17 protein-coding genes are annotated in these 15,236 nt (G+C 58.5%); 11 read left to right on the top strand and 6 right to left on the bottom strand.

From position 1 onward, the window contains the following. Nucleotides 1-130 precede the first annotated feature (130 nt). The 4 genes from ASD32_RS09720 to ASD32_RS29515 all read left to right on the top strand — a co-directional run. On the top strand, nucleotides 131-850 hold the full coding sequence (locus ASD32_RS09720; RefSeq protein ID WP_156383133.1) for a hypothetical protein: 720 nt from the start codon (nucleotides 131-133) through the stop codon (nucleotides 848-850). A 4-nt stretch (nucleotides 851-854) separates the two neighbouring features. Then, on the top strand, nucleotides 855-1,226 hold the full coding sequence (locus tag ASD32_RS29530) for a hypothetical protein (protein WP_156383132.1): 372 nt from the start codon (nucleotides 855-857) through the stop codon (nucleotides 1,224-1,226). 479 nt (nucleotides 1,227-1,705) lie between these two features. Continuing rightward, the gene (locus ASD32_RS29520; protein ID WP_156383130.1) at nucleotides 1,706-2,074 is read left to right on the top strand and encodes a hypothetical protein; all 369 of its coding nucleotides are present in this window, start codon (nucleotides 1,706-1,708) and stop codon (nucleotides 2,072-2,074) included. A gap of 127 nt (nucleotides 2,075-2,201) precedes the next feature. After that, nucleotides 2,202-2,505 (top strand): hypothetical protein (locus ASD32_RS29515; protein ID WP_210171103.1); only part of this gene is annotated, 304 nt, incomplete at its 5' end. Between the two features lie 75 nt (nucleotides 2,506-2,580). On the opposite strand, the gene ASD32_RS09715 is transcribed toward ASD32_RS29515, so the two are convergent. Further along, complete coding sequence (locus ASD32_RS09715; RefSeq protein ID WP_060637834.1) at nucleotides 2,581-4,812, bottom strand: transglycosylase domain-containing protein; 2,232 nt, start codon at nucleotides 4,810-4,812, stop codon at nucleotides 2,581-2,583. Nucleotides 4,813-5,214: 402 nt separating this feature from the next. Between ASD32_RS09715 and ASD32_RS30240 the strand changes: the two genes are divergently transcribed. The 4 genes from ASD32_RS30240 to ASD32_RS09700 all read left to right on the top strand — a co-directional run bounded on the left by ASD32_RS30240 (nucleotide 5,215) and on the right by ASD32_RS09700 (nucleotide 6,420). Then, on the top strand, nucleotides 5,215-5,361 hold the full coding sequence (locus tag ASD32_RS30240) for a hypothetical protein (protein ID WP_200953590.1): 147 nt from the start codon (nucleotides 5,215-5,217) through the stop codon (nucleotides 5,359-5,361). Nucleotides 5,362-5,475: 114 nt separating this feature from the next. Then, nucleotides 5,476-5,799 carry a hypothetical protein gene (locus ASD32_RS09710; protein WP_060637833.1) on the top strand — a complete coding sequence of 108 codons (324 nt, stop codon included), beginning with the start codon at nucleotides 5,476-5,478 and terminating at the stop codon, nucleotides 5,797-5,799. A gap of 126 nt (nucleotides 5,800-5,925) precedes the next feature. Continuing rightward, on the top strand, nucleotides 5,926-6,123 hold the full coding sequence (locus ASD32_RS09705; RefSeq protein WP_156383127.1) for a hypothetical protein: 198 nt from the start codon (nucleotides 5,926-5,928) through the stop codon (nucleotides 6,121-6,123). A gap of 30 nt (nucleotides 6,124-6,153) precedes the next feature. After that, nucleotides 6,154-6,420 (top strand): DUF2934 domain-containing protein, encoded by a 267-nt coding sequence (locus ASD32_RS09700; protein ID WP_060637831.1) that lies wholly within the window; start codon nucleotides 6,154-6,156, stop codon nucleotides 6,418-6,420. A 56-nt stretch (nucleotides 6,421-6,476) separates the two neighbouring features. On the opposite strand, the gene ASD32_RS30670 is transcribed toward ASD32_RS09700, so the two are convergent. Continuing rightward, nucleotides 6,477-6,629 (bottom strand): entericidin, encoded by a 153-nt coding sequence (locus tag ASD32_RS30670; protein ID WP_082546719.1) that lies wholly within the window; start codon nucleotides 6,627-6,629, stop codon nucleotides 6,477-6,479. Between the two features lie 396 nt (nucleotides 6,630-7,025). Here ASD32_RS30670 and ASD32_RS09695 point away from each other — a divergent pair, with 396 nt between their 5' ends. Next, a complete protein-coding gene (locus tag ASD32_RS09695; RefSeq protein ID WP_037103743.1) occupies nucleotides 7,026-7,235 on the top strand; it encodes a cold-shock protein in 210 nt (69 codons plus the stop codon). A gap of 235 nt (nucleotides 7,236-7,470) precedes the next feature. Next, a complete protein-coding gene (locus ASD32_RS09690; protein WP_060637830.1) occupies nucleotides 7,471-7,959 on the top strand; it encodes a hypothetical protein in 489 nt (162 codons plus the stop codon). Between the two features lie 13 nt (nucleotides 7,960-7,972). Here ASD32_RS09690 and ASD32_RS09685 read toward each other — a convergent pair whose 3' ends face one another. The 3 genes from ASD32_RS09685 to ASD32_RS09675 all read right to left on the bottom strand — a co-directional run bounded on the left by ASD32_RS09685 (nucleotide 7,973) and on the right by ASD32_RS09675 (nucleotide 11,061). Then, on the bottom strand, nucleotides 7,973-8,935 hold the full coding sequence (locus tag ASD32_RS09685; RefSeq protein WP_060637829.1) for a lysylphosphatidylglycerol synthase domain-containing protein: 963 nt from the start codon (nucleotides 8,933-8,935) through the stop codon (nucleotides 7,973-7,975). 105 nt (nucleotides 8,936-9,040) lie between these two features. Continuing rightward, complete coding sequence (locus ASD32_RS09680; protein ID WP_060638143.1) at nucleotides 9,041-10,429, bottom strand: dipeptidase; 1,389 nt, start codon at nucleotides 10,427-10,429, stop codon at nucleotides 9,041-9,043. Nucleotides 10,430-10,629: 200 nt separating this feature from the next. Continuing rightward, nucleotides 10,630-11,061, bottom strand: coding sequence for a MarR family transcriptional regulator (locus ASD32_RS09675; protein ID WP_060637828.1), 432 nt, complete (start codon nucleotides 11,059-11,061; stop codon nucleotides 10,630-10,632). Between the two features lie 415 nt (nucleotides 11,062-11,476). On the opposite strand from ASD32_RS09675, the gene polA reads away from it, so the two are divergent. Then, nucleotides 11,477-14,503: a DNA polymerase I gene (gene polA / locus ASD32_RS09670; RefSeq protein WP_060637827.1), complete on the top strand. Its 3,027-nt coding sequence runs from the start codon at nucleotides 11,477-11,479 to the stop codon at nucleotides 14,501-14,503. 54 nt (nucleotides 14,504-14,557) lie between these two features. Here the strand turns inward: polA and ASD32_RS09665 are convergent, their stop codons facing one another. Then, complete coding sequence (locus ASD32_RS09665) at nucleotides 14,558-15,199, bottom strand: TetR family transcriptional regulator (protein ID WP_060637826.1); 642 nt, start codon at nucleotides 15,197-15,199, stop codon at nucleotides 14,558-14,560. Nucleotides 15,200-15,236: the final 37 nt, after the last annotated feature.

Genomic DNA, 15,236 nt, shown 5'->3' with positions numbered 1-15,236 from the left:
AGCACCGCATGTTCATTGGGTTGACCGGAAGATAGGTGTTTCGCCGGTTTTTTTCCAGCCTGAATTTATCCCCGCCGCCTCAGCACCACGCACAATTGTCCGACTGAATTGAAAGCGGATGACGTGGCCAATGATTTCGACAGACCCGGCAGCCCTGAGCCTGCCACAACTAAACTACCGGCAGGCGGCGATGGCCGTCGAAATTCGGACGCTGACCTTATGGTTGGAATGGAAGGCCGGTTTTCGCCCCGAGCAGCCACGTGTCCCGGCGGGCAATCCCGACGGCGGGCAGTGGGTTGGAGACGGCTCAGAAAACCAGCCGATCCTCGTCAACCGCCGCCCGCCGCGCGACGGGGGACAGGTCCTTATCCTTGGACGACGGCAGCCGGTGACGCCCATGCAGGAAGTGCAGCTGGCGATCAGTATCGGCCGGATGCGGGAGGCGCTGCGCGCAGTTCAAAGACGTGACCCGAACTGGCGGCCGACCCCGCAAGCCTACGAGACGGTCGAGGGGATGATCCGCGCCAATGAATTTGTCACACGTGAGGCGACACTCCGCGCACTGCAGTTAACGCTGCTGCGGACCGGCATTGGACCCTATGCACAGGAGTGGATTGCGGCGCCAGCAACCAACAGGCGGCTGAACCGGAGGGAACAGGCGGAAATTGATCGCATCGGACGTACCTATGGTTGCCATTGGTGTGGTATAAAGACACCGGGAACGCCAACGGGACATTTTGTCGGGGACCATCAAGTGCCAAAGTCGCTTGGCAGACCAAGCAGAATTTATCCGCATTGTTTGTGGTGCAGTAAATCTCAAGGTGGATTAATCTCTAACGGAAGGTATTAAATCTGTGCCTGTTGAAAAACTCACAATCACACCTGAATATCTAAGTATATACGTTGCAGGCCATAGAAAGGTTGTCATTCCTCTGCATATGGACAGACAAGGAATATTTTCTTCTCCCGACTGTATCAACATTCCAGCGCTATATTGGAACGATGGAGATACGCACGTTACATTTGGACCAGCCTCCGAGATAATTGAGGCAGGTCAGCCCGATTTCGATGGTATTTTGAATACCGTCAACAAAGAGATTATCCTCTTTGACGCACTTTATCCTCAATTTGCGATTGCACAGGTGCCTTTCGTTAAAACACGCATCCGGATTTGGATTAACCATCCCACGAGTCCCGATCAGGTGACTATCGCTTGGGGTGAATAGTCGAAGTTGAGTGCGGTAAACCCCGAAGCGATCTGACGTCTTCAGGAAGGGATTACCTGATGTCAGTCACGAAAATTACAATCATNCGTTACGATTCCTCTTCATATGGACAGGCCGGGAATATTTTCCTCGCCTGACTGCATCAAAGTTCCTGCGCTCTATTGGAATGACGGAGACACCTCAGTGACATTCGGGCCAATTTTAGAAATTACAGAAACGAGAGAGCCTGATTTCGACGGGATTTTGAACACCCCCAATAACGAACTTATTTTGTTTGATGCTATCGAGCCTGAATTCGCCAGTGCAAAAGTACCATCCACGAAAACGCGGATTCGCGTCTGGATCGATCGCCCGATAGAGCCGGAAAATGTTGTTATCGCTTGGGGTTAGGGACAGCGAGATTCAGCTTTCTGGACATTCACGTTGTACCTTCAGTCAATCGCAAGGCGGACTTTTATCGAATAGGAGGTTTTGACACTATGACCGTACAGCGGATGTCCATCGCCCCGGAATATGTAAGCTTTTATGTTGCGGGCCGTCGGAATGTCAGGATTCCAACGCATATGGATCGAAGGGGAGTGCTCTCTTCAAATGATTGCATTCTCATTCCAGCCCATTATTGGAGCGACGGAGACACGGACGTTACGTTCGGACCAGCCTCCGAGATTACGGAGACAAGAAATCCAGATTTCGACGGCATTCTGAACACCCCCAACAACGAGATTATTTTATTTGATGCCAATAACCCTCAATTCGCTATTTCACGCGTGCCATCCGCGAAAACTCGAATTCGGGTCTGGATGGATCATCCCATCGAGCCTTCAACCGTCGTGATAGCCTGGGGGTAAACAGAGACGCGCGTCGAATGGGTGCTATTCGATAACGCACTATCGGCCGTACAGTTAGTCACAAGGCTGGCTGATATATCAAGGAAGGTAATACTTGACGTCAGTCAAGAAAATTACAATTACNNNNCGTTACGATTCCTCTTCATATGGACAGGCCGGGAATATTTTCCTCGCCTGACTGCATCAAAGTCCCTGCGCTCTATTGGAACGACGGAGACACCTCAGTGACATTCGGGCCAATTTTAGAAATTACAGAAATGAGAGACCCCGATTTCAACGGAATTTTGAACACCCCCAATAATGAACTTATTTTGTTTGATGCTGTCGAGCCAGAATTCGCCAGTGCAAAAGTACCATCCACGAAAACGCGGATTCGCGTCTGGATCGATCACCCGATCGAGCCGGAAAATGTTGTTATCGCCTGGGGATAGCGGCTGTTCAAGCCGACTCGGACATAGAATGGAAAACGAACCCCATCGTCAGGAGCACCAAACGGCGGCGGCAGGTCAACCGCCGGTCAGGATGTCGAACAGAGTGGTGCGGCGGGTCGCACCTGTCGTCTCGCCGACATCGGCAGGTGGCACAAGGCCGGAATTGGCGGCGTCCGCCGGCTGCTGCGAGTTTTGGTCTGCCGCCATCCGGCCGCTGGAGACCGGGGCCTGCGGAAACGCGTCTATGGGACCTTGCGATAGGGCATCGCCGATACTCTCGGGCGCTGTCTGATCGGTATCGAATGTCGGCTGGACACCCGTCGTGCCGAAGACCGGCGCGGGCGACAGGCCTTCATGGGCCGCCGTCATGAAATCATGCCAGGCCTTGGCCGGCAGACCGCCGCCGGTGACCTTCTTCATCGACTTGCCGTCATCATTGCCGAACCAGACGCCGGTGGTCAGGTTGCTGGTGAAGCCGACGAACAGAGCATCGCGGAAAGACTGCGTCGTTCCCGATTTGCCGGCGGCCTGCCAGCCTTTCAGCCGGGCGGCCTTGCCGGTCCCGCGTTCGATCACGCCCACCATCATCTGGTTCATCTCGCTGACGATGGCGGGATCAAGCACGCGGGGCGGGTTGTCATAGGTGTTTTCGTAGAGAACCGTGCCATCTGCCGTCGAAATCCGCCGGATCACATGCGGCGTCGCCTTGAAGCCGCCGTTCATGAACGGAGCATAGGCCGATGTCAGCTCGACCAGACTGACTTCCGATGTTCCCAGCGCAATCGAGGCATTGGACTGCATTTCGGATTCGATGCCGAGCCGGCGCGCCAGTTTGATGACATTTTGCGGTCCCACTTCCATTACCAGCTGGGCTGCGATGGTATTCAGCGAATTGGCAAGCGCATTGGCGAGCGTCACCTCGCCGCGATATTTCTGGTCGTAGTTTTCCGGTGTCCAGTTGCCGATCCGGACGGGCGCATCGTTGCGGATCGACATCGGCGTGCGGCCGATTTCCATCGCGGCAGCGTAGACGAACGGCTTGAACGCCGAGCCCGGCTGGCGCCTTGCCTTGACGGCGCGGTCGAACTGGCTATCGGCGTAATCGCGGCCGCCGACAAGCGCGCGGATGGCACCGGTGCCGTCGATCGAGACCAGCGCGGCTTGAGAGACATCCAGCTTCTGGCCGGATGCGTCGAGGCTTTCGGCCAGCGTTTCCTCGGCCTTCTTTTCCAGATTGAGATCGAGCGTCGTATCGACGATCAGGTCCTGGCTGATCTCGCCGACCATGCCCGGCAGCTGGTCCATGACCATGTCGGCGACGTAATATTGCGCACCGGACCAAAAGCTCTTGGCCTTGGTCGGCGTCTGCGACATCGCGGTCTTGATCTCGCTATCGGTAATGAACCCCTCTTCGCGCATGGCGCCGAGCACAACCTGGGCGCGCTCTTCGGCCGCCTTCGGATCGCGCGCCGGCGACAGGCGCGACGGCGCTTTCAAGAGGCCGGCAAGCAGCGCCGCCTCGCCGAGGTTCACATCCCTTGCGGATTTGTTGAAATAGCGCCGCGAGGCCGCCTCGACGCCATAGGCGTTGGAACCGAAGAACACCCGGTTCAGATACATCGCCAGAATCTGGTCCTTGGTGTATTTCTGTTCCAGCCAGACGGAGAGCAGCACTTCCTGCACCTTGCGCTCCAGCGTGCGCTCCGGCGAGAGAAACAGGTTCTTGGCGAGCTGCTGGGTGATCGTCGAGCCGCCCTGCACCATGCGCCCGGTGGTGACATTGGTCAGCATTGCCCGTGCCAGCCCGAGCGGATCGACCCCGAAATGCGAATAGAAGCGGCGATCCTCGATGGCGATGACGGCTTGCGGAATATAGGGCGACATGTTTTCGAGCGACAGCGCCTCGCCGCCGGTCGTGCCGCGATTGGCGATGATATCACCGTTGACGGCCAGGATCTTGACGTTCGGCGGCCGGTCCGGAATGACCCAGGTCGTGGCGCTCGGCATGCGCGATCCGTAATAGAGCACGAGACCGCCGACGCCGATGGCGCCCCAGATGCCCAGCACAACGCACCAATAGACCAGCGACCGGATCAGACCGGTAAAGCCCCGCCCTCCGGACGAGCCGCCACGCTTGCGGGGATTTCGCGCGCCGGACTTTTTAGGAGAAGGTTTCGAGCCGCCGGATTTTCCGCCGCCGCCGCTGACGCGCTCACCGGCATTCATGCGCAGCTCGCCGTCATCACGACCGCGTCCGCCCTCGAAGGAAGGCTCTATCCTGTGCCCTGATGTCCGATTTCCTGCCATGTCGGGGTGGGTCTGCTCCAGCTGGGCATTGGGGGAGCGCCGGTGCCACATGGGCCGCAACGCACGATTTCGTATCGTGCGATGAAGTGTAAATGCGGCGATTTAAGGGGGCGTTAAATTCAAGCTGTTGAGGACTGTCAGGTCCTGCGTTGCTCAGGTGCACTTGCGCAACGCGGCAATAATGGCCATGTAATGATCCAGCACCACTTGCGGTGCATGAAGCAATGACATCGCTTCAGCGCGGCCAATGCACATCCGCTCGCCAGATTTTTGGAACAAGCGACAAGCGCGTCCCTCACTCTCTGATCCAGCCCGTTGCGACCAGCTCAACCGCCTCACCTGCGGGAAGGCCAGTTTTGCCACGGTTCCGGCCGCTTTACCCAACATGTCAGGAGACCACCCATGCCAGCCATATCAGACAAGCCCTATGAGCCGATCTCGTTTGCAAAGAAGCACCGGATATCGGTGGAAGATGCCCGGACTATCCTCGATGAGGCAGCCGGAGATAAAAAGGCCGCCGACAAGCACGCACGGCGAGTGAGCGTTTAACGCCAGATGACGGGTGCGGCACATTGCAGTGCCGTGCCGCCAACGCGGCGTTCGATTGTTGGGAACCATTCCGCCAGCCAATTCGTTTGGCAGGCGGCAACAGGAGAACCCATCATGGCCGAAACAACGAATACTGATCTTGAATCCTTGCGCGCTGAAGTGGCGCGCCTTTCCAAAATCGTCAGCGCCCAGAGCGCGCAAGCCTATAGCGACGTTCGCGACCGGGCGTCCAACGTCATGGACGCAGCTGCACCGCTCGCTAAAAAGGCAGCCAGTGTCGCCCGCTCGGAAGGCAACGCCATCGCGCAGACCGCCCGTGAGCATCCGGCCGCCGCCGGAAGCGCCTTGACCCTAGCCATTCTGCTGGGCGGTGCCATCGGCTTTCTTTTAGGCGCCGCTTCCCGCGAGCCGGAGCCGGTACGCCGCCGTTACTGGTAAAAACCAGAGCGCAGACGATGAATGAAGGCCTCCTTTCGGGGGCCTTTTTCATGACGGGACATGGAACTTTCCGCCTGAAAACCGGTTATGCGAAGAACGACGCGGACGATCAGTACAGGGGATTTCATGGGCCAGGTCTATCATTTCAACGTAGAGCATGACGAGCTTCTGTCGGAAGCTGAAAGAGCCTTCGATCTATCGGCTCGCCGGCAATCCATGCCTAAAATTACGCATGAAGCGCAGGAAACACCGCGCCGCCCGCAGGTGTTGAAGGCAATTGCCGGTCTCTTTACACCCGCTGCCTTCCGCAGCGAGCCCAATTGAGAACATTCGCTAAACTGCGTGAGGGTTATCATGGACACTGACAGAGAAACGAAAATCCGCCATCGCGCCTATGAACTTTGGCTTGACGAAGGCTCGCCAGAGGGCAAGCAGGACGATCACTGGTCGCAGGCCGAACGGGAAATTGACAGCCTGGACATGGAAGACAGCGCCGAGGACATCAAACCCGACGTGATGCGCGAGGCAGTGCGCGAGCATGCCGATACATTTTTGGTGAAGTCCGATCTTGAGGACGCAGACCAGCGCGAGAGCGCCCCCGGCACACGCGAACAGCCATAGCCCTTAATAAATCAGCTACGCTATAAACCCATGCGCCGGGATGGCGTCCGCCAGTGTCAGTTCGCGTTCGCGCGTGCTATACGATGTGTGGCGTTGTCCAAGGCATTGCTGGACTGAACGCCGTCCCTCTTCAAACCCCTTGCGGTATTTCCACATCCAGACAGCGCAAGCAGGGACGCGCAGATTGCAACAACCACCAATTTCGTCATCGTATGTCTCCTATTGAGCAACCATTTCGCTCATGAAGGGAACATGATGCAGGCAACGGAAAAATCAATTCCGCTCAGCCGCAAAATCTGGAGCGCCCTGACCGTTCCGGCTCACGACGCCAAAACCGCTGGTTTGGAGCGAGAATAAAACGGTGTGACGGTTGTGATTGCCCTTATAAAACCGAGCGAAATCAATGGCTCCGAGAAAAGCAGAATAATAAAACTTGACTAGCTGACCCCGGCAACCTATCTGAGCTTTGGTCGATATTTGTTAGATGACTTTGGTTTTTGCGACATTGTGCGCAATCGGACGAACTTTCCTTCAGATTCGAACAAAAGCTTTTCCGTAACGTTTACGGGATGGTTCAACATAATTTGCTAGAGAAAGGGATCGTTATGGCCACTGGCACAGTAAAATGGTTTAATTCCACAAAGGGCTTCGGCTTCATTCAGCCGGACGACGGCAGCCAGGACGTTTTCGTCCACATCTCGGCTGTTGAGCGCGCTGGTATGCGTGGCCTCAACGACGGCCAGAAGATCAGCTTCGAGCTCGTCAAGGACCGCAAGTCCGGCAAGATGTCTGCAGACAACCTGCAGGCTGCTTAATACCAAATCTGGCGCGATTATCCGCGCCGGAGAAATGCGCTTCCGCGGTTGACCACGGATGTACTGGCAGGAGTGTCGAAGCGTGTTGTGAAAGGTCGGGTTTTCCCGGCCTTTTTGTTTTTTCAGGCATCATGCTTTTTCAAGCTTCCGCTCCCGGCCTTCCGATTTTTCCGGCTGTACCTTCAAATCGCCTCATCCGCGTTGACACTTGCTGCGAACAACAGGAGCAGTGTACATGAAGGCCTTTCTCATCTCTCTTTCGGCAGCTGCGGTTCTGGCAACCTCCCTTGTTTCTGCAAGCGCCCAGGACCAGACGGCCTATGTGGACGACCGCTCGGATGGCCCGGCGCTTATCCGCTCGCTCTACAACGCCATCAACCGCCATGAATATGCACGCGCCTACAGCTATTTCGCCCAGCCCGCCGATAGCTACGAAGCGTTTGTCGAGGGCTATGCAAAGACCGTGGATGTTCAGGTGCTGATCGGTCCGGCGACGCAGGAGGGAGCGGCCGGCAGTATCTATGCGCCGGTACCGGTTGCGATCAAATCGACGGAAAAAGGCGGCAAGGAAAAGATCTTTGCAGGCTGCTACGTCACCCGTATCGTCAATCCCGGCATTCAAGAGCCGCCCTTCTCACCGCTACACATTGAAAGTGCGGAGCTTGAGAAGGTCGAGGGGCCGTTCGAAAAGGCTTTGCCGAAAGTCTGCCATTCGCCCTCATAGGACGGGCGTCGGTTTAGGTGCCGTTTTCCTTACCCGCCTCGGCCTTGCGGCCGGCGACGAATTGGCCGCGCTCGAAAATCACGACGACGGTGAGCGCGATCAGGAACGGGATGATCAGGTAGAAGAGGCGGAAAATGGCAAGCCCCGCCAGGACGCCGGCCGGATCCATTTCCGGAAGGGCTGCGATAAACACCAGCTCCAGAACGCCAAGCCCGCCCGGCGCATGCGAGAGAAGCGCTGCCGAAAACGAGGCGAGAAACACGCCGAGGATCACCATATAACCGGGATTTCCGGCCTCCGGCAGGGCGAAATAGATGATGGCGGCAGCGGCGATCAGCTCGACCGGTGCAATCACCAGCTGGCGCAGCGCCAGCGAGGGTTTGGGATATTCCAGCCGGAACCAGCGGGTGTGCAACGGCCGGAACCCGACCAGACTGCCGACCACATACAGCGCGATCAGCGCCAGAATGATCAATCCAGTCGAGATCGATGCCCCGATCGGCAGGAACGTTGCGAAACGGGCGGTGATTTCCGGTTCGATCAAAAGGACGATGGCCGCCAGCATCAGCGTACCGAGCGCGAACGTGAACGAGCAGAACGCAACCAGAATTCCGGTCTCGCCCGCCGTCAGGCCCTTCGAGCCATAGGCGCGGTAGCGTACGACAGCACCGGAAAAGACCGAGGCCCCCACCGTATGCGACAGCGCATAGGCGGTGAAGGAGCATACGGTAATGAACCATAGCGAGATCCTATGGCCGAGATGCTCAAGCGCCAGATGATCATAGGCCGCAAGCGCCGCGTAGGCGGCAAGCGTAGCGGCGGCGGCCAAGAACCAGCTCTTCAGCGATACGGCTTTCAGGCTATCCATGAAATCGGCGGCCGAAAGGCCATGGAGCTCATGATAGAGGCCATAAAGCGAAAACACGATCGCGGCGAGCCCAATCACCGGCCAGGCAAGTTTGCGTACCGTTTTCATGAGGCAAGTATTCTTGAAATCTGTAGCTGGCAAAATGTCATCTGAACGAAAAGACCACCCCCGACCGGCCGGGTCAAGGGTGCTAACCGTTAACAGCCGCGCTGCTTAAGCCGCAAGCGCGTCGAGAATCCGGATCCAGGAGCGGATGCCCTTGTGATAGGATTGCAGCTCATACTTCTCGTTTGGCGAATGAATCCGGTCATCCGACAGGCCAAAGCCCACCAGAAGCGATTCCATGCCGAGCATTTTCTGGAAATCGCCGACGATGGGGATCGAGCCGCCCATGCCGATCAACACGGCGGGTTTCGGCCATTCGTCCGAGAGCGCCGATTTTGCCGTGTTCAGCAAAGCCGAATCATAAGGAAGCTGGATGGCCGGCGAGCCGCCGTGCTTGTGGAATTCGACCGAGCAATCGGCTGGGATTTTCGAGGTGACATAGGCGCGGAACGCATCCCGGACTTTTTCAGGGTTTTGGGCGCCAACAAGGCGGAAGGAAACCTTGGCGGATGCCTGCGCGGCAATCACGGTCTTGAAGCCTTCGCCGGTATAGCCGCCCCAGATGCCGTTGACCTCAGCGGTCGGCCGGGCCCATGTCAGTTCCATCACCGAACGGCCCTTTTCGCCAGACGGGATCGACAGTCCGATTTCGCCGAGGAACTTTTCCGTGGTCATCCCCAGCGTTTCCCAGGCGGCCTTGATCTGCGTCGGGGTCTCTTCGACGCCTTCGTAGAAACCCTCCAGCGTGACGCGGCCGGTCTCGTCATGCAGGCCGGCCAGGATCTGTGACAGGATATGGATGGGATTGGCAGCGGCGCCGCCGAAATAGCCGGAATGCAGATCGCGGTCGGCGGCGGTGATGACGATTTCTTCGCCGACGAGGCCCCGCAGGCCAGCGGAGATTGCAGGCGTATCGCGATCCCACATATTGGTGTCGCAGACCAGGGCATAGTCAGCCTTCAACTCGGCGGCGTTCGCTTCCAGGAACGGCTTGAGCGACGGCGATCCCGATTCTTCCTCGCCTTCGAACAGGATGGTGACTTCGCAGGGCAGCGCGCCGTTGACCTCCTTGAAGGCGCGGCAGGCCTCGACGAAGGTCAGAAGCTGGCCCTTGTCGTCAGCCGTTCCCCGCCCGGTAATGACCTTGCGGCCACCGTCCAGCTCCTTGATCGACGGCTCGAACGGCGCCGTGTCCCACAGATTGAGCGGATCGACCGGCTGAACGTCGTAATGACCGTAGAACAGCACATGCGGCGCGCCGGGTTTGCCGGCTGCGTGATGCGCCACCACCATCGGGTGGCCGGGCGTGTCGCGTACGGAGGCTTCGAACCCCAGTGTCGTCAATTCGCTCACCAGCCATTCCGCTGCCTTGCGGCATTCCGCCTTGAAGGCCGGATCGGTGGAGATCGACTGGATGCGCACCAGATCGAAAAGCCGCTCAAGGCTCTGTGGGAGATTATCGTCTGCCCGGGTGAGAATGCTGGCCGTATCTGTCATGTCCGAATCCTTCGTTGTCGGGCCGGAACCTACTGCATAATTCCTCAAACCGGAATCGAATTCAGCAATGATCCAGGAGGTCAAAGTGCTGCAGCGGCCCTTGCGCCTCATGCATCACGCGCAGCGCAGCAGACAAGAAGAGTGCTGCTTCAGCACACTGTTTCGATGGATACATGATCAGTGTCCCAAAAGATGGAGGGTCAGTTCTGCGCGCCCTTGGCGATTGCCATGCGCATATATTCCAGCATCAGTTCCCGTTCGAACGTTCGAAAGCCCGACAACAGGGATTGATCGGCGGCAAGCGCGGCCTCTTTTGCCTCGTCCTCCATTTCCCTCGCCTTGACGGTCAGGAAAATCTGCTGGGCGCGCTTGTCGGTCGGGTGTTTCTTGCGCAGGACCAGTCCGTCCCGCTCCATGCGGGCGAGCGTATTGGCCATCGTCGCCTGCTCGATGTCGAGACGGTCGAGCAATTGTTTCTGGGTCAAGCCCTCTTCGCTCCACAGTTCCAACAGAACCGGAAATTGGCCGGGGGCAAAGCCGAGTTTCTGGCCTCTCTCCTGCAGGGCACGGGAGAAACTTTTCGCCAGAAGGCTGGACAGGTATGTTGCTGAATCCATACGGTCGAAGGCCATGTCTATGGGTACCTCTCCCCAAGCTGGAACACAAGTTACATTGCGAGCGATGGACCGGCACGCAGGAACGTTTCACGCTGATTTGATCACAAACAAAAACCGCCATGGCGGAGGCGGGGCCACGGCGGTCTTTGTTGTAAATTGGACAAAGGCCCGGAGAGGGGGGATAGGCCTTTGTCCTTACATCTGGCTTCGGCGGGGGACAGGCCTTTGACCAGATGACGGCGTGTTCAGGTGCCGTTGACTATCATTTGTGGTGCCAAATGTGGCTTTTCAAGGGAGCACACAGGCCTCTGCGCATTACAAATTGGTAACGTTTCTGTGAGGGCCCTCCGTTTTTGCTTTTAGACAAAAATGGCCGCTTGCCGGAATGAAATATGGACGGCCATCGCGGCCCGCGCTATCCCTTGTCGCCATGAAAAAAGGTGATCATCTCTTCCTCATCGACGGCTCCGGTTTCATTTTCCGGGCGTTCCACGCCATCCCGCCGCTGAACCGCAAATCCGATGGTTTGCCGGTCAACGCAGTCTCGGGCTTCTGCAACATGCTGTGGAAGCTTTTGACCGATGCACGCGACACATCCGTCGGGGTGACACCAACCCATTTCGCCGTCATTTTCGACTATTCCTCGAAGACCTTCCGCAACGAGCTCTACGATCAGTACAAGGCGAACCGCACCGCGCCGCCGGAGGACCTGATCCCGCAATTCGGGCTGATCCGCCATGCGACGCGCGCCTTCAACCTGCCCTGCATCGAAAAGGAAGGCTACGAGGCCGACGACCTGATCGCCACCTATGCGCGGATGGCGGAAGCAACCGGCGCCGACGTCACCATCGTATCGTCCGACAAGGATCTGATGCAGCTGGTGACGGCCAATGTGTCGATGTATGACAGCATGAAGGACAAGCAGATCTCGATCCCGGAAGTGATCGAGAAATGGGGTGTTCCGCCGGAAAAGATGATCGACCTGCAGGCGATGACCGGGGACAGCACCGACAACGTGCCCGGCATTCCCGGCATCGGCCCGAAGACGGCAGCGCAGCTGCTGGAGGAATTCGGCGACCTGGAAACGCTGCTTGCCCGCGCCGGCGAAATCAAGCAGCAGAAGCGCCGCGAAAACATCATCGCCAATACCGAGCTGGCCCGCCTCTCGCGGCAACTGGTGACGCTGAAGACCGACACACCGATCGACGTGCCGCTTGAGGATTTCGAGCTGCATGCGCAGGACGGACCCAAGCTCGTCGCTTTCCTGAAGACCATGGAATTCACCACGCTGACCCGCCGCGTTGCGGCGGCAACCGAGACGGATGCGGATGCCGTCGAGCCGGCCAAAGTCCCGGTCGAATGGGGCGCGCAGGCGCATGGACCTGATCTCGACAAGGGCGATCTTGCCTCCCCGTCTTCGCCGTCCGCCCTGTCCACGTCGAAATCACCGGCAGCGGGAAGTGCTGCGGATGCGGCAGCGTCCCTGGCCAGCGTGACGGACAGCGGCCCGCTGGCTGCGACACCGCAGGCTTTGGCGCAGACACGCGCAGAACTTTTTGCAACAGCCAAGATCGACCGCAGCGCCTATGTGGCAATCCGCGATCTCGCAACGCTCGATGACTGGATTGCGAGCGCACGCGAAACCGGCATCGTGGCCTTCGATACCGAAACCACCTCGCTCGATGCGATGCAGGCGGAACTTGTCGGCTTTTCGCTCGCCATCGCCGACAATAGCAAAAACCCCTCGGGCACCGATATCCGCGCCGCCTATGTGCCGCTCATCCACAAGACCGGCGGCAACGATCTGTTTAGCGACGGCGTCAAGCTCGCGCCCGACCAGATCCCGGCTGCGGCCGCGCTGGAGCGGCTGAAGGATCTTCTGGAAGACCCGTCGGTTCTCAAGATCGCGCAGAATCTGAAATATGACTACCTGGTGATGAAGCGCCATGGCGTCAGCATCGTCAGTTTCGACGATACGATGTTGATGTCCTATGTGGCCGATGCCGGCGCCGGCACGCACGGCATGGATTCGCTGTCCGAGAAATGGCTTGGCCATCAGCCCATTCCCTACAAGGATGTGGCCGGCACCGGCAAATCTTCCGTCAGCTTCGATTATGTCGATATCGACAAGGCAACCGCCTATGCGGCCGAGGATGCCGATGTGACGCTGAGGCTCTGGCAGGTTTTGAAACCGCGCCTGGCCGCCAAGAACCTCAATGCCGTCTATGAACGGCTGGAGCGTCCGCTGGTGCCGGTGCTTGCCCGCATGGAAGAACGCGGCATCACCATCGACCGTCAGATTCTGTCGCGGCTGTCGGGCGAACTGGCGCAGGGAGCCGCTGGCCTCGAGCATGAAATCTACGGGCTTGTCGGCGAAAGCTTCAATATCGGCTCGCCGAAGCAGCTTGGCGATATCCTGTTTGGCCGTCTTGGCCTGCCGGGCGGCGCCAAGACCAAGACGGGACAATGGTCGACCTCCGCGCAGGTGCTTGAAGAGCTCGCTCTGGAAGGCCACGAACTGCCGCGCAAGATCGTCGACTGGCGCCAGCTGACCAAGCTCAAATCCACCTATACCGACGCCCTTCCCGGCTTTGTGCACCCGGAAACGAAACGCGTTCACACATCCTATGCGCTGGCGGCAACGACGACGGGACGCCTCTCCTCCTCCGAGCCGAACCTGCAAAATATTCCGGTGCGCACCGCCGAAGGGCGCAAGATCCGCACCGCCTTCATCTCGACGCCGGGACACAAGCTGGTCTCGGCCGACTATAGCCAGATCGAGCTACGCGTGCTTGCCCATGTCGCCGAAATCCCGCAGCTGAAGCAGGCCTTTTCCGACGGTATCGACATTCATGCGATGACGGCATCGGAAATGTTCGGCGTCCCGGTTGAAGGCATGCCGAGCGAAATCCGCCGCCGCGCCAAGGCGATCAATTTCGGCATCATCTACGGCATTTCCGCCTTCGGCTTGGCCAACCAGCTGTCGATCGAACGCTCGGAAGCCGGCGAATACATCAAGAAATATTTCGAGCGCTTCCCCGGCATTCGCGACTATATGGAAAGCACCAAGGCATTTGCCCGCGAAAACGGCTATGTCGAAACCATCTTCGGCCGCCGCGCACATTATCCGGACATCCGCTCCTCCAATCCCTCCCACCGCGCCTTCAACGAGCGCGCCGCGATCAACGCGCCGATCCAGGGCTCCGCCGCCGATATCATCCGGCGCGCGATGGTGAAGATGGAGCCGGCACTGAAACAGGCCGGCCTTTCGCAGCGCGCCCGCATGCTGCTGCAGGTGCATGACGAATTGATCTTCGAAGTCGAGGATGCCGATGTCGAGCGGACCATCCCGCTGGTCGTTTCAGTCATGGAAAATGCGGCAATGCCGGCGCTCGACATGCGGGTACCACTGAAGGTCGATGCGCGGGCTGCGCATAACTGGGACGAGGCGCACTGACGGCAAGATGCAGCCCGTAAGGGCTTGTGCTACGGTTGATTGCGCTAAAAATGTTCAGGATACGACCAACGCCTCGGCCGTTGCCGGCACCTGGCGGAAGCTGTCGAACAGGCGTTTCAGCCCTTCCTTGCCTTCCGTCGCCAGATCGAAGCGGCGGCCGAACAGCAGCCATTCGCTGCACAGGCCTTCCATCATCCAGCGTAGCGCCTTGGTGGCGGACTGAGGCGTCCAGTTTCCGTTGAGAAAGCCCGCGCTGCGGGCACGGTCAAACGCGCTGTCGAGCATGACGGTGTGGCGGTCATCCACCTCCTGCTGCTTTTCCAGGACCGGCAGCAGGTCGTCGCCATAGGGGCAGCGAAGCAGGATGGTGAAGATTCGCTGGCGATGCTCGTCCGCTGCCAGTTCAGTGAGCCAGTCGCCCGCCGACTTCTCGATATAGCAAAGCACCTCGGCGGCTGGCTGTTCGACATCGCGGGCAATCATGTCTTCGATCGGCAGGTTTACGGTATTGTAGAGTTCGAGGAAAAGATCGGTCTTGTTGGCAAAATGCCAGTAGATGGCGCCGCGCGTGACGCCCGCCGCCTTGGCGACATCGTCGAGCGAGGCGGTGGATACGCCCTTTTCGAAGAAAACCCGCTCTGCTGCGCTCAGAATGCTGAGGCGGGTTTCTTCCGCTTCGGCCTTGGTTCTGCGCATGACGCCTCCTCGCCTTGGAAAGGCCCGCCTTTCCCGG

This window comes from Rhizobium sp. Root483D2 (assembly GCF_001426685.1).
In the GTDB taxonomy this organism is placed as follows: domain Bacteria; phylum Pseudomonadota; class Alphaproteobacteria; order Rhizobiales; family Rhizobiaceae; genus Pararhizobium; species Pararhizobium qamdonense.
The sequence above is the reverse complement of the archived record's forward strand: the minus strand, read 5'-3'. Positions and strand labels throughout refer to the sequence as shown.

Excerpts from the sequence above, each read along its gene's own strand:
- ASD32_RS09690 (WP_060637830.1), top strand. The coding sequence starts at position 7,471 with ATGAAGGCCTTTCTCATCTCTCTTTCGGCAGCTGCGGTTCTGGCAACC.
- ASD32_RS09665 (WP_060637826.1), bottom strand. The coding sequence starts at position 15,199 with ATGCGCAGAACCAAGGCCGAAGCGGAAGAAACCCGCCTCAGCATTCTG.
- ASD32_RS30240 (WP_200953590.1), top strand. The coding sequence starts at position 5,215 with ATGCCAGCCATATCAGACAAGCCCTATGAGCCGATCTCGTTTGCAAAG.
- ASD32_RS09710 (WP_060637833.1), top strand. The coding sequence starts at position 5,476 with ATGGCCGAAACAACGAATACTGATCTTGAATCCTTGCGCGCTGAAGTG.
- ASD32_RS09720 (WP_156383133.1), top strand. The coding sequence starts at position 131 with ATGATTTCGACAGACCCGGCAGCCCTGAGCCTGCCACAACTAAACTAC.
- ASD32_RS30670 (WP_082546719.1), bottom strand. The coding sequence starts at position 6,629 with ATGACGAAATTGGTGGTTGTTGCAATCTGCGCGTCCCTGCTTGCGCTG.
- ASD32_RS09685 (WP_060637829.1), bottom strand. The coding sequence starts at position 8,935 with ATGAAAACGGTACGCAAACTTGCCTGGCCGGTGATTGGGCTCGCCGCG.
- ASD32_RS09715 (WP_060637834.1), bottom strand. The coding sequence starts at position 4,812 with ATGGCAGGAAATCGGACATCAGGGCACAGGATAGAGCCTTCCTTCGAG.
- ASD32_RS09675 (WP_060637828.1), bottom strand. The coding sequence starts at position 11,061 with ATGGCCTTCGACCGTATGGATTCAGCAACATACCTGTCCAGCCTTCTG.
- polA (WP_060637827.1), top strand. The coding sequence starts at position 11,477 with ATGAAAAAAGGTGATCATCTCTTCCTCATCGACGGCTCCGGTTTCATT.
- ASD32_RS29520 (WP_156383130.1), top strand. The coding sequence starts at position 1,706 with ATGACCGTACAGCGGATGTCCATCGCCCCGGAATATGTAAGCTTTTAT.
- ASD32_RS09700 (WP_060637831.1), top strand. The coding sequence starts at position 6,154 with ATGGACACTGACAGAGAAACGAAAATCCGCCATCGCGCCTATGAACTT.
- ASD32_RS09680 (WP_060638143.1), bottom strand. The coding sequence starts at position 10,429 with ATGACAGATACGGCCAGCATTCTCACCCGGGCAGACGATAATCTCCCA.
- ASD32_RS09695 (WP_037103743.1), top strand. The coding sequence starts at position 7,026 with ATGGCCACTGGCACAGTAAAATGGTTTAATTCCACAAAGGGCTTCGGC.
- ASD32_RS09705 (WP_156383127.1), top strand. The coding sequence starts at position 5,926 with ATGGGCCAGGTCTATCATTTCAACGTAGAGCATGACGAGCTTCTGTCG.